Source organism: Clostridium luticellarii (genome assembly GCF_002995845.1).
GTDB lineage: Bacteria > Bacillota > Clostridia > Clostridiales > Clostridiaceae > Clostridium_B > Clostridium_B luticellarii.
On the sequence record NZ_PVXP01000019.1, the window covers coordinates 39,458 to 53,034 of the forward strand.

Annotated in this window: 11 protein-coding genes; 1 reads left to right on the forward strand and 10 read right to left on the reverse strand. The window is 34.4% G+C overall.

Features of this window, described 5'->3' with window-relative positions:
• The first annotated feature begins 36 nt into the window (after nt 1-36).
• Nucleotides 37-855, forward strand: a complete 819-nt coding sequence (gene larE, locus CLLU_RS08475; RefSeq protein ID WP_106009308.1) for an ATP-dependent sacrificial sulfur transferase LarE — start codon at nt 37-39, stop codon at nt 853-855.
• Nucleotides 856-954: 99 nt separating this feature from the next.
• Here larE and CLLU_RS08480 read toward each other — a convergent pair whose 3' ends face one another.
• The 10 genes from CLLU_RS08480 to CLLU_RS08525 all read right to left on the reverse strand — a co-directional run bounded on the left by CLLU_RS08480 (nt 955) and on the right by CLLU_RS08525 (nt 13,501).
• A complete protein-coding gene (locus CLLU_RS08480) occupies nt 955-1,554 on the reverse strand; it encodes a nitroreductase family protein (RefSeq protein WP_106009309.1) in 600 nt (199 codons plus the stop codon).
• Between the two features lie 207 nt (nt 1,555-1,761).
• Nucleotides 1,762-3,603: an asparagine synthase (glutamine-hydrolyzing) gene (gene asnB / locus CLLU_RS08485; protein WP_106009310.1), complete on the reverse strand. Its 1,842-nt coding sequence runs from the start codon at nt 3,601-3,603 to the stop codon at nt 1,762-1,764.
• Between the two features lie 136 nt (nt 3,604-3,739).
• Nucleotides 3,740-5,395, reverse strand: coding sequence for a glutamine--tRNA ligase/YqeY domain fusion protein (locus tag CLLU_RS08490; RefSeq protein WP_106009311.1), 1,656 nt, complete (start codon nt 5,393-5,395; stop codon nt 3,740-3,742).
• A 306-nt stretch (nt 5,396-5,701) separates the two neighbouring features.
• Nucleotides 5,702-6,364 carry an aspartate/glutamate racemase family protein gene (locus CLLU_RS08495; RefSeq protein ID WP_106009312.1) on the reverse strand — a complete coding sequence of 221 codons (663 nt, stop codon included), beginning with the start codon at nt 6,362-6,364 and terminating at the stop codon, nt 5,702-5,704.
• A gap of 26 nt (nt 6,365-6,390) precedes the next feature.
• Nucleotides 6,391-7,332 carry an aminopeptidase gene (locus CLLU_RS08500; protein ID WP_242977524.1) on the reverse strand — a complete coding sequence of 314 codons (942 nt, stop codon included), beginning with the start codon at nt 7,330-7,332 and terminating at the stop codon, nt 6,391-6,393.
• 18 nt (nt 7,333-7,350) lie between these two features.
• Nucleotides 7,351-8,022, reverse strand: coding sequence for an AroM family protein (locus CLLU_RS08505; protein WP_106009313.1), 672 nt, complete (start codon nt 8,020-8,022; stop codon nt 7,351-7,353).
• A gap of 17 nt (nt 8,023-8,039) precedes the next feature.
• A complete protein-coding gene (locus CLLU_RS08510; RefSeq protein WP_106009314.1) occupies nt 8,040-8,972 on the reverse strand; it encodes a DUF1177 domain-containing protein in 933 nt (310 codons plus the stop codon).
• Nucleotides 8,973-9,007: 35 nt separating this feature from the next.
• On the reverse strand, nt 9,008-10,069 hold the full coding sequence (locus CLLU_RS08515) for a DUF917 domain-containing protein (protein WP_207655968.1): 1,062 nt from the start codon (nt 10,067-10,069) through the stop codon (nt 9,008-9,010).
• A gap of 32 nt (nt 10,070-10,101) precedes the next feature.
• Entirely contained in the window at nt 10,102-11,685 is a 1,584-nt protein-coding gene (locus tag CLLU_RS08520) for an OPT/YSL family transporter (protein WP_207655969.1), read from the reverse strand.
• 172 nt (nt 11,686-11,857) lie between these two features.
• Nucleotides 11,858-13,501: a PucR family transcriptional regulator gene (locus tag CLLU_RS08525; protein WP_106009316.1), complete on the reverse strand. Its 1,644-nt coding sequence runs from the start codon at nt 13,499-13,501 to the stop codon at nt 11,858-11,860.
• Nucleotides 13,502-13,577: the final 76 nt, after the last annotated feature.

The following is a 13,577-nucleotide window of genomic DNA, read 5'->3' on the forward strand; positions in this document are numbered from 1 at the left end:
TGTAAGTAAAAATTATCATAAAAGCAGAGGTTGATCATGAATACAAAATTAGAAATATTAAAAGAAAATCTTAAATCACATGAAAGCGTATTAATAGCATTTTCCGGCGGAGTTGACAGCACATTTTTATTGAAAGTTGCATATGACGTTCTACAGGATAAAGTTATTGCCGTCACTGCAACTTCCTCTACCTATCCCAAAAGAGAATTGAACGAAGCTAAAAAATATGCAAAATCCATAGGAGTACGACATATAATTATAGAGTCAGAAGAACTCGACATCAAAGGGTACTCACAAAATCCAGTAAACAGATGCTACTATTGTAAAAAGGAGCTGTATTCAAAGCTCAAAAAAGTGGCAGATGAAAATGGCATAAAATATATTTTAGACGGTTCAAATTTTGACGATATAGGTGATTACAGACCTGGAATGAAAGCTGCTAGAGAACTTGGAGTTATAAGTCCACTAAAAGAAGCCGAATTGACTAAAGAAGAGATTAGAACATATTCTAAGGAAATGGGTCTGCCGACTTGGGACAAACCTTCCTTTGCATGTTTATCTTCAAGATTTCCCTATGGAAACGAAATCAATAGTAAAAAATTAAAAATGGTAGAAGATGCGGAACAATTTTTACTGGATTTGGGTTTTAAACAGGTCAGGGTTAGACATCATGGAGAAATTGCAAGAATTGAAGTTGCTCCGGATGAAAGAACTAAATTTTTTGATCTGGATGTAATGAATAAAGTAGGCAATAAATTAAAAGACATAGGATATACCTACGTTACCCTGGATATCTTAGGATATAAAACAGGCAGCATGAACGCAGTACTTCAAAAAAGTGTACAGTTAAAATAACAGCTATAAAATAATAATGAAGGTTTTCAGACTGTGTCGAAAACCTTCATTAACTATATACTATTAACTATTAACCTCTCATTCATCCGATCTTTATATCTATCTGAATATCTTTATTCTATCCTCCAGTGGACTGATTTCCTTTTCTCCAGCTCCTGAAACTGGTTTTCCAAAAGGAAGCTGTGCAATTAATTCCCAATTACCAGGTATTTTATATGTTTTTTTCACTTCTTCATCTATAAGCGGATTATAATGTTGAATAGAAGCTCCTAAACCTTCTACTTCCAATGAAGTCCATATTATATACTGGAGAATCCCCGAAGCCTGCTGGGACCAGAGAGGAAATTTGTCTTTATAAGTGGGGAAATTTTTCTGAAGCCCTGATACTACATCCCGATCTTCAAAGAACAAAAGAGAACCGTAGCCATTTCTAAAAGAATTAATCTTTTCTGCCGTTTTTGAAAAATTTTCAGGGGGAACTATCTTTTTAAGTTCAGCTTCTACAATATCCCACAATTTATCATGATTTTTCCCCAAAAGCACCACTACTCTTGAACTCTGTGAGTTAAAAGCAGAAGGGGCATTTTTTACTGCTTCCTGAACTACATCTATTATTCTATCCTCGGGCACAACTTTTTCCTTATTTATACCATAAATAGTTCTTCTATTTTTCACTGCACTATAAAAATCTTTACTCATTTTATATACCTCCAATCAAATAATAATTATCTGTTGATATAAATTATACACTATTTGTCTAAAAATTCAATACATGTAAGTAAAATTTTTCTTTGATGGAACAGAATATTTCTGAAAATTAAATGGGGATATACTTTACATGTCCTGTATATGGAAACTTTCAAAGATCCGATGCAAAAAAATTGCTGGCATTTAACCAGCAATTTTTTAGAATTCTATTTTTATATTGTAGTATTTAAGCCATACATTTACCTGAATCAAATATGCCAGCAGCTGTGGTCCTCTCATAAGCTGCCCAAACCAGGGTGCCTTAAAAGAAGACCCTCCAGTTTCTATTAAAGTCATCACAGCTTTTTTATCTATGAGTGGAAGTATGGGAGAAGTTTTATCTTCCATTATATCCTTCATCCACTTTTGGACTATTCTAGTGTATTCAGGATTATGTGTTTTGGGATAAGGGCTCTTTTTCCTTGTAATAATATCTTCCGGTAATATTCCTCTCAAAGCCTCTCTGAGAAGCCCCTTTTCTCTTCCCTTATAAAATTTTATATCTGGAGGTATATTAAAAGCATATTCCACCAGCCTATAATCTGCAAAAGGAACTCTCACTTCAAGGCTATTAGACATGCTCATTCTATCTTTTCTATTTAACAGGGTTATCATAAACCATTTGATGTTTAAATAGAAAAGTTCTCTCATACGATATTCAATCTTTGATTCTCCGTCCAGATGGGGAACCTGCCTTATAGTGCTTTTGTACTGTTCATCCAAATATTCATCTAGTTTAAGTGATTTCAATTCATCCGACAAAATTTCTTTTCTCGAATTAACTGATTTTGACCAGGGAAAAGTATGTGCATTGATATCTTCAGGTCTTCTGTACCACGGATATCCTCCAAAAATTTCATCTGCACATTCACCGGATAATGCTACTGTATTGTTCTCTCTTATTTTTCTGCAGAAAAGATACAGTGAAGAATCTATATCCGCCATGCCTGGAAGATCACTGGCCTTGACGGAATTGCGAAGAGCATCTGCCAGATCCTTGCTGGTATTTATAACTCCATGGTGATGACTTCCTATATATTTTGACATTTTCAAAGCCCATACTTTATCCGAGGTAGGTTCAAAAGCATTGGCCTTGAAGTATTTGTCATTATCTTCATAATCTATAGAATAGGTGTTTAGAACCTTCCCATGTTTTTTAAATTCTGAAGCTGCCACTGCAGATATTGCACTGGAATCAAGACCTCCTGAAAGAAGTGTGCATACAGGAACATCCGCTACCAGTTGTCTTTTAATCGCATCCACTAAAAGTGTCTTTACATGTTCCGCCGTATCCTCTACACCTTCAGTGTGAACTTTACAATGGGGTTTCCAATATTCCTTGAGACGCAGCCCATCTCTATTGTAAATTATATAATTAGCCGGCGGTATTTCATGTATATCTTTGAATATGCCGCCGCCCAAAGATCTGGCAGGCCCCAGAGCAAATACTTCAGTGAGCCCTTCCCTGTCGACTATAGGTTCAATAAACGGGTGGGCTAAAATAGTCTTTATTTCCGAACCAAATATAAGTGAATTATTCTTTACAGAATAAAATAAAGGTTTTACTCCCAAGGGATCTCTTGCCATAAATAATTCTTTTTCACTCTCGTCCCATATTGCAAATGCATATATGCCATTTATATATTTTAAGCAATCTATACCCCAGTGAATATAGCTTGTAATAAGTACCTCCGTATCAGAATAAGAATCAAATGAGTATCCCTCTTTTAAAAGTAATTTTCTCAAATCTTCAGTATTATAAAGCTCCCCATTATATACTATTATATACTTTTTATCATTTACCTTTTTGAACATGGGCTGAGCTCCGCCAGAAGGGTCCACTACTATCAATCTTCTGTGTCCCAAGAGCACATTGCTTGAATAATAATATCCCTCATTATCCGGTCCCCTGTCCTTTAAGGTATTTGTCATATTCAAAATCACATCTCTGTTTTTAGAGATATCCTCTTTCAAATTAACCCATCCTGCAATTCCACACATAGAAGTCCCCTCCGAATCAATTATTAATTTAAAGCTACTTATAATTTATGATTTAAAAATAGATATGTGCATAAATCCATAAATTTATGCACATATCTATTTAACATTTTAATTAAATTTTCCTTGGAATTGGAAATTATTTGATTTTAAAGGAGCTTTTAAGAGATGCTATTCTATTGAATGCCAGCTTGTTTTCTTTCGTATACTTGGGATCTACATTAAAATATCCATGTCTGAAAAATTGAAACTTCTCTCCTGGTTTTGCATTCTTCATATCAGGTTCCAAAAATCCTTTTAAAATTTTAAGAGAATCAGGATTTACATTATCTAAGAATGAATCGCCTTCCTCTTCGGACTCATTTAATATAAGCGGTTCATACAATCTCACCTCTGCTGAAATTGCAGTGCTCACATTTACCCAGTGAATTGTGCCCCTGACCTTCCTTCCATCAGGGCTGTTGCCGCCCTTTGACCTGGGATCATAGGTACAGTGAAGTTCAGTTATGTTGCCATCTTTATCCTTGATCACTTCGCTGCATTTTATAAAATAAGCACCTTTCAGCCTTACCTCATTTCCAGGGAACAATCTATAATACTTTTTAGGTGGATTTTCCATAAAATCTTCCTGTTCAATATATAGTTCTCTTGAAAAAGGAACTTCTCTAATTCCTGCAGACGGATCATCCGGGTTATTCTCTATTTTGAAAGTTTCACTCTTGTTCTCAGGATAATTTGTTATTACAATCTTCAATGGATTTAGGACAGCCATAGTTCTAAGTGCTTTTTTTTCAAGATCGTCCCTCAAAAAATAATCAAGCATTTGGGAATCAACTACACTATTGGCTTTTGCAACTCCAATTTCCCTGCAAAATCTACGAATGGACTGTGGAGTGAATCCTCTTCTTCTAAGTCCTGCAATAGTCGGCATTCTTGGATCATCCCATCCATCTACAAAGTTTTCATCTACAAGTTTTTTAAGTTTTCTCTTACTCATTACAGTATTGGTCATATTTAATCTGGCAAATTCTATTTGTTTAGGCTTATTTTCCGTTTCACATTCCTTTATTATCCATTCATAAAGAGGACGATGATCTTCAAATTCAAGGGTACAGATGGAATGAGTGACTCCTTCAATTGCATCTTCCAGTGGATGTGCAAAATCGTACATGGGGTATATGCACCACTTGTCACCGGTATTATGATGATGTGCGTGAACTATACGGTACAATATGGGATCTCTCATATTTATATTGGGAGACGACATATCAATTTTAGCTCTTAAAACCTTCTCACCGTCCTTAAACTCCCCATTTTTCATTTTCTCAAACAGTTTGATATTTTCTTCTGTGGTCCTGTTTCTATAGGGACTTTCTTTTCCGGGTTTCGTCAGTGTTCCCCTGTACTGCCTTATTTCATCTGAAGTTAAATCACATACATATGCCTTTCCCTTCTTTATCAATAACAGTGCATATTCATACATTTGATCAAAATAACTGGATGCAAAATGCAGTTCTTCCCAATCATATCCCAGCCATTTTACATCTTCCTTTATTGATTCCACATACTCATTATCCTCTTTTGAAGGATTGGTATCATCAAATCTCAAATTGGTTCTCCCGTTAAATTCGTCTGCCAGACCAAAATTTAAAACTATGGACTTGGCATGACCTATATGTAAATATCCATTTGGTTCAGGCGGAAATCTGGTTATTACTTTCTTGTATTCACCTGATTTTAAATCCTCTTCAATTATGTTTCTGATAAAATTCGATGAGCTGTTGTTATCTTCCATAAGTACCCTTCCTTTTCTAAAACTTATTCATATTTTATAAAAACTCTATCTAAACCTAAGAATCATTTAATCTGATATTACCATACATTTCATGTATATTCAATAATAGGCCTCTATTTACCCGCATTACAGCACATTATGTTATAGTTTATGCAATTATCATATAAGCTATTATATAATTTAAAAAATTTAATGCTCCTTACATGGTGCACTAAAAGAGGAGCCGCTCACAATTAGCAGCAGCTCCTCTTTATACATAACAATTTTATATTAAAGGACACCTTGGAAATCCATTTTTTACTCAACTTAAAGATCATATACTTTTTTTATCTTTGATGCAATTGACTCAAGTGGATCCGCAACTTTAATATCTACATTGCTCTTTATTTCTTCTGCAATTTTTATATTAGACATTCCCGTACAGCATATCATTATACAATCACTGCCGCATCTATAAGCTTTTTTTGCAGAATCTACCACAGATTTTCTTCCTCTTTTAGAATTTAAATCTAAAGTGCTGTTTATATTTTGAGGATTATAATAATCAAAAAGGTTATTTCCGAGCAATTCTTTAAGATGTTCACTAGCTTCCGCAGTTATTCCAATTGCAATTATCTTTTTTCCAAGTTTAAGTGCTTCCTCTGAACATTCCCGTCCTGCACTTATTACAGGTATTTTAACTTCTTTCTCAACTTCTTTTAATCCCGGATCAGCACAGCAGCTGATAACTATTCCATCCAAATTTTCTTTCTCCATCTGCTTTGCAAGTTTTACTATTTTAGGAACAGCTGTATTTAGAGTTTCATCATCATGTATTCCAAAAGGTTGATCTTCTATACATCTGCTCACAAATTCAATGTTTTCTCTAAATTTGCCATTTTCATCTATAATTCTAGCATGATTTTCAAGATCATATTTATTCTCCAAGGTAAGTACTCTTATTATACCTATTTTAATTTTACCATCCACAGTCTAAGTCCTCCCTTATATTAAAATCAGATTACAAATTTTCCTTTACTTATTATCAAATTGTCATCCAAATAGAGATCGGGATTCAAAATTACACCATCTATATGACAATCTGCTTTTATAGTACCTCCAAAAGAACTATTGGTTCCAAAGGCAATGTGAACTGTGCCGTATACTTTTTCATCTTCAAGTATTATTCCAGTTACCTTAGCCATTGGGTTTGTACCTATTCCAAGCTCACCTACATTTAAATTTTTTTCATTGTCAAACAAGAATTCGAACTTACCCGAGTCCTTTCCTTTCATTTTTTCAAGCTTTCCATTACTTATTTTCAAGTAAAGCGGCTCCGATAGTTTTCCAGCTCCAACCATACTCCCATCAATGACAATTTCACCTTCTGCAGTTCCTTCTACTGGAGCTATATAGGCCTCTCCAGAAGGAAGGTTTCCAGACATTCCACTCTTTCTATAAACCCCCGTGCTAGGTATTCCATCTCTATTTTCGAGGCTCATGGTAAGAGTAGATCCGTTTTTACATATCCTGGCAGTTTTTGCTTTTGTCAATAATTTTGTTATTTTTAATGTAAGTTTTTCCACTTCAGTATAATCTGCCATTATAGGACCTTGTGAAAACATTCTTTCACTTATTCCAGGCATGGTGGCAACCCTTGCACCATTTTTAACTGCATTTATCTTTGCATTTGTATGAGTCAGAGATTTATCCGTAACACATATTACCACATCGGAATTTCTCATGGCTTCTGCAATATTTCTAGGCGGCTCCTCTCCACTTACATCTCTTTCCTTCATAATTGCCAGCACTGCTTCTGCTCCTATATTTTTTGCTTCTTCATAGAGAGCCTTACCTATATTTAGTTCAATTTCATCTGTTACAATGAGAACATCTTCATCTCTTTTAATTCCAAGGCAATTATCAAGAACTATTTTACTACCTTTTTTTAAATTCAAAATACCATCCTCCCACAATCAATCAAACATTTCCGCTACAATTCTGCCAACCAAAGTTCTGGGCAATATGACAGGTTTCCCTGTTATCTCCCTCACCATCACTTTCATCTTCATGTTATATCCTATACAATCCATGACAATTATATCCACATCTTTTTCCTTCATGGAAAATGCAGCCTCTCTAATTTTATCAATATCACCATATGGTGATGCGGACACCACCTCGATATGTTTTCCGCTCTCCGACCACTTTTCATAACACTGCTTTATTTGATCTTTAACTGGAGTAAAAATGCCTATCTTATTATTTGAAATTTTAGGCACCACAGAATGCAGTATTTTCTGTGGGTATATAAGAAGCTTCCTTGATTTGAATACATCAGGGAAACATCCCGTACATATAAACACAATAATTTCTGCTCCGTTGTCTTCTAGTTCATATATGCATTTCTGCAATCTCTCCAATATATTTCTCTCCGCAAATTTTACAGAACTGCCATCTCTAAGTTTAGACACAAGTATATAATCATCTTTTTCTATAATAAATCTGTCTATTTCATCCTTGGTAAGCCCGTCAAGAGCTCCAGCTTCCAGTATCTCTATATTATTCCCGACTACGGCCTTTATCTCCGGAACAACATCGGTCCTGGGGGATTGTCCTATAGTTATAGCACCTATTTTCTTTTTCAAAGCAATGCACTCCTTTCCTACTTTCCCAAAGTCTGAAAATGTTTCATAAATCCGTATTTACTTTCCATAATGTTTAATTCATCTTCATCAAAGAAGCTGCACTGTCTCTTGCCATAGGCTTTGGCAACTTCAATTACAAATCTGGCTGTTTCCTCTACATCACCAAAATGAATTGCTCCAGTTGCACACCCAGATACAGATGACTCCGTGGTTATTGCAACACCAACTACAGGTGCACTTGTTGCCGTGGCAGGCTGAAGTATGCTGTTCATATGGTAAAGTCCATTTCCATAGGGTGTAATATCCTGCAGTGACAATGCAAAAACATAGGGAAGCCTTCCTGTAGTGATCTGCATTATATTTAAAATATCACTGCTCACCTTCAATATATAGCCATCCTTCACAGTAGGCGAAACGGCAAAACCCCTTGTATTTATTATACTGTTTCCCTTGGTCGTATCTACAGATAATATTGCATCCATTTCGTCATCAACTTCCATTTTATTAATTACAGACATCTCCACAGGGGAATCCATGAATGGCACCGGTTCATGCGGCTGTGTAGGAGCATCAGGACAAATATGAGTACATAAAATCACATCACCATCAAGATAATCACCTTTATTTTGCATATCCAAAATTCTGGCAGCTGCCGCCATAGCAGTCACAGCACCATCTGCATCTGAAACCATTCCAGTAATTTCAGGCCTTGCCCCTATTCCTCCCAGTCTTCCAAGTATGCCTATTGTAGGGGCATCCTTTCCTTTTGATTTTCCCTTTAATCCAGGGATTTTTACCTTGACAAAATCAGTTGAGCCTTTGTTTCCCTTTACTTTTTTAACCTGTATATCTTTTCCTCCATATGATTCCAGGTATTCTTTCACCATATTTCCACTGGCATCAGCTCTGTCTATAATGTCATTTATTTCTATAATTTGTTTTAATACCATTGATTTCATCCTTCTTTACATATATATTTAAATAATTACAAAATTTTTTTATTTACAATTTCCCCAGCCTGGGTAATTAAATTTACATCTCTCATTCCGCTTCCAAGCCTCAGATTTTCCCTGGAAGTTTTCAATATCTTGACATTTTGATCTTTTTTTATTTCCGCACTCGTCACTGGCAAACCCGTATTACTGTCAAAAGTCATTATCAGATCGGGAAAAGACGCCAGCCTCTCTCCATTTTTCTCAAGAGTCATGTATTCATTCCAAAATGTTATTTCAAAACTTCCTACTCGCACCTTGCCTGTATCAAATCCACCACTTGTTTTCAAATCTATTCTGTCAACTCTGCCATCTGCAATTATCTCACCATTTAAATACTCTGCTGTTTTTTCAGGTGCAGTACATGGATTTTTTCCTAAAGCTTTCAAAAACACTTTTCCAAGTTCAATCGCATGTTTCACACCATGCAAAGCAGCATTTTTCTTTACATACTTCACAGTAACGGGATTCCTTACAACTGCAACAAGTCCACCTGCACATACAGAGGCTTTCCTTACCATATTGGAAGTGTTTTCTATAGAACCCTTAACAAATATCTCAATATGTTTGTTTATTTCAGGATTACCGCCAACTGCTGTCTGGCAGGAAACATAATCCTTAATATTGTTGAGTCCCATACTTCCCATGACACCTGTAGGATGGGCTCTCCCATTACAAGGAGCATCTACAAGCGGCAGATCCAATGCTGCAGACTGTATCCATCCATTTATGGAGGAACCTCCGCCATTTTCATTTGTTATTATTCCTCCTATTTTCTTATCCACATTCCGTTTAAATATTTTTATAGCGTCTATGGCATCTTCCGGTGACATACGCTGTAAATTAGCTGCAGGAGCCCCTACTGCAGAACATGTAATTATAAGCCTGTCTTCCGGAATATCATCTATATCAAGCATTTGAATGTTTCCATATCCAAGAGCTGCTTTTCCAAGCTCCATTCCAACCTTCCGGGAGCCGCCGCCGCCACCTCCAAGTATATTCCCGCCGAAAACGGCATAATTTAAAACTTCATTATCAATTTTTATTTTCCCCATAAAAATTCTCCTTTTAAAAAAATTAAAAATTTTCATTTCCTCAGTTTAACAATAGGACTAAAGAAACTAAACAAAGCATCTCCTGCTATTACGCCCCCTGCGAAGATACTGAGAGGTGTCTCCGATTCTTTTCCCTTTAGTTTTATAAATATCACCCTTATCAATATACCAACAAGCACGGCCCAACAGGCGTTCTTAGATGTTATAAGAAGCCCTGTAGCAAACAAAACACCAAGTTGTCTGCTGGATCCACCTATAAATTGAAGTATTATCCCAGGAATCATCCAGATAAGAAGTTGTTTTGCGACCTCAGCTGACGCACCAGCCTTAATTGTGGATATATACACCTTATCTATTGGAGGCACAAGATCCTTGGAAAAAAAACTGTTATGAGCCAGGAATACAATTATCATAGCTATTACAAATGCTACAATAGCAGCTATATACTGATGCTTTCTTCCTAACAGCTCAAATTTTGAATTATTTCCATTTCCACGGAGTACATAGCCGGACTTTAAATCATATCCCATATCTGCAAAAGCAGGCCCCGTTGCAGCACTAAATCCAGCAAGCAGTGCCAGACCTATGGGCGGAAATCCTATAAGCATGCCGATTATAAGTGTAATAAATGCTATGGCAAATGCAGGAAACCACCCTGAATGCATTGCTGCAATTCCTACTAAAAGTTCGTGAACAAAAGCAGCTGCAGCAGCATAAATCACAAATCCTATTATCATTTTTGTAGTCATTTTAGAAGCAAGTCCACAAGTTATAGCAATTCCAGAAGCAATCAATGCATAGGCTATATACCCAAACAGTAAAGACTTTTTAACTCTTGAAGCCGAACGAGTATAGCTTACATTTTCTGATTTATTCTTCACTTCTTTCTGTTTAACAAATATAATCTTGAAAATTTGGCATATGGCTATAAATCCTGCACCTATCATAATTCCATGTGGTATGTAAAGCGCATTTACATCTATATTAAATAAGGGCTTGGAATACTGATTTATTAGAAGACCTATTCCAAACATAGATAATGCCCATATATTTCCTATAAATGATATACCAAAAGCCGACATCGGTATGTGCAGGAAAGATCCAATTACCCCAACTATAGTTCCAATACCAAGTATGCCTGCTCTTTTACCACCTTTGTCACCTGCAAGTATAGATTCTGCAGTGGCAACTCCCGGCGGCCATGCACCTGACGCTGGAAACACTTCAGAATCAAATACATTATACAAAATAGCAGAATCCACAATCATGGCAAAACTAACACCTATCAGAAGTGGAATTACAAGATCACTTCTTCCAATCAGAAACGGAATGCCTATAGGTATCATCAAGCTATTAGCAGCCCCAAATGTAGCTGATGATATCGATGTCTGTACAATATTTTGTCTGTGTATTGATCTAAATTTTCTAAGTACATTTAAAGGAATTCTTGCTATAAGCATGGCAATAAGTGCACCTATTATAGAAGTATTTGGTGTTACTCCAAGTGTAGTTACCAGCTGCATTCCTATCACTGCACCAAGTACGGCACAAAGTATATTTACTACAAATGCAACAGGTTCAAATACAGATGGATGATTCTCTAAATTATTTGTCATATAGTTTTTCCCCCTTCTTTTATCCATGAACAATATAGTAAAATTATAATCATTTTTCAGAAAATATAATATACTGTAATTTCATAAAATAAAATCCACACATTTACGCATTATCATAAATATGTGGATTTTATTAATATGTTTAATTTTTTTATTTTATATATTTATTAATTTAAAAATCATTATTCTTTGTTATTTGATAGAGTTTAATTCCAATCTGAAGCGCAAATATTCCCTCTGAACTATGAAGTGAATATCCTGTCAAATCTTCTATCTTATTTAATCTATATCTTAAAGTTTCAGGATGTATATGCAATTTATCAGCCACCAGCTTTTTTTTCATATTATATTTAAAAAAAGCAACCAATGTTCTAAGTAGCTCACTTTTATTTTTATTATCATATTCCTTAATCTCACCCAAGGTTTTATCACAGTATTCAGAAGTTTGCATATTCTCTTTTAATGGGTAAAGTAATTTTATGGTATCCAAGGAATCATAATATAATACCATATTTTTTTTGGTATTAAACAATGATGCCAGATAACATTCATTGTACATCTCTGGTATATCTACTATATTATCATATGATCTTGATACTGAAAAAGACACTCTCATGCTATTATTATAATTATTTATGTAGTTGTTTATTTTTTTTACTACATAATCTAAAGATATAACATCTTCCAAACAAAAAAATAAAATTATTCTGCTATTTTCTTCAGTAATAAAAAAACCACGCCCATTAAAAATTCTTGCAATTAGATTACATATTTCCTCATTTAATTGATGACTTACACTTTTCGAATCATCCTTCAAATTATGATTTATATTTATACAAATGCCAATAAATTTATTATCATTATTCCATCCATAGTCATTTTTTATATTAGAATAAAATTTATACGGTAAATTTCTGCTGTTTAAAATCATATTTGTTATCATCATATTTACATTAACTACATTTAGAGGTTTATCTTTCTCTTTCGCCAGTTTCAATTCCAACATTCTTTTTCCATTTTCAATTACATCAATATAAATACTATTTTGGGGTGATTTATTAACAACGTACATATACCCTAAAAATTTATTATCATAAGACAATCTATATATGTATAGATCATAACCATAATATTTTATTTTAGCATGCTCATGCATTTTATTCACGTCAAATTCTTTTACTTTATTTTTAATCATTTCATTAACTATAGTAAAAGGTATATCAATTATATTTTTATATATCAAATTAAAAACAGAATCTAAAATTATTATGCTTAAACCAGTAAGTTCTGACAATGCTTTAATTGTATCTTCAGCATTTTTATCTTCTAGCATAAGTCTAAGCAATTTATCATGCATTTTTTTTGACTTGTATATATGTTTGTTTTTTTTATATAAGAGTGAATTATAAAAACTGCTTAAAGCCTTAGTATATATAAAATTACAGGGTAATATTATAAGTGGAATATTATATTGATTTGCTTGATTTATCATTTTTTCTGGTATGACATCTATATATCTTTTTTCCTTAATTGCAAGTGCCGCAGCCCCCTTTTTATATGCTCTGTATACGACATTATTCAATTCATCTTTTTTATCTTTGAATGCATATCCAGCACTCAGTAAAAATTCATCACCTTCAAGCCATTCTATTCCATCCGGAGTTTCAATTATAGTTATATTCCTGCACTCATTATCAAGTCCGTTCTTCCCAGCTATAACTCTGCCGGATTCAAAGGCAGGTATACTTAAAACTTCTCTTACAAGTAAACTGTTTTTTAAATCTAATTTATTAGAGTTCTTTGAATTTATGTCCATTTTTTCTCACCTCTTCACAACAGATCTCCCACTTTTCATCTAATGTTTAACTTTTTATATTTAAATAGTATACAAT

Coding starts and splice junctions, on each gene's coding strand:
- CLLU_RS08480 (WP_106009309.1), bottom strand. CDS start 1,554: ATGAGTAAAGATTTTTATAGTGCAGTGAAAAATAGAAGAACTATTTAT.
- CLLU_RS08525 (WP_106009316.1), bottom strand. CDS start 13,501: ATGGACATAAATTCAAAGAACTCTAATAAATTAGATTTAAAAAACAGT.
- larE (WP_106009308.1), top strand. CDS start 37: ATGAATACAAAATTAGAAATATTAAAAGAAAATCTTAAATCACATGAA.
- asnB (WP_106009310.1), bottom strand. CDS start 3,603: ATGTGTGGAATTGCAGGATGGGTTAATTTGAAAGAGGATATCTCTAAA.
- CLLU_RS08490 (WP_106009311.1), bottom strand. CDS start 5,395: ATGGAAGATAACAACAGCTCATCGAATTTTATCAGAAACATAATTGAA.
- CLLU_RS08520 (WP_207655969.1), bottom strand. CDS start 11,685: ATGACAAATAATTTAGAGAATCATCCATCTGTATTTGAACCTGTTGCA.
- CLLU_RS08515 (WP_207655968.1), bottom strand. CDS start 10,069: ATGGGGAAAATAAAAATTGATAATGAAGTTTTAAATTATGCCGTTTTC.
- CLLU_RS08510 (WP_106009314.1), bottom strand. CDS start 8,972: ATGGTATTAAAACAAATTATAGAAATAAATGACATTATAGACAGAGCT.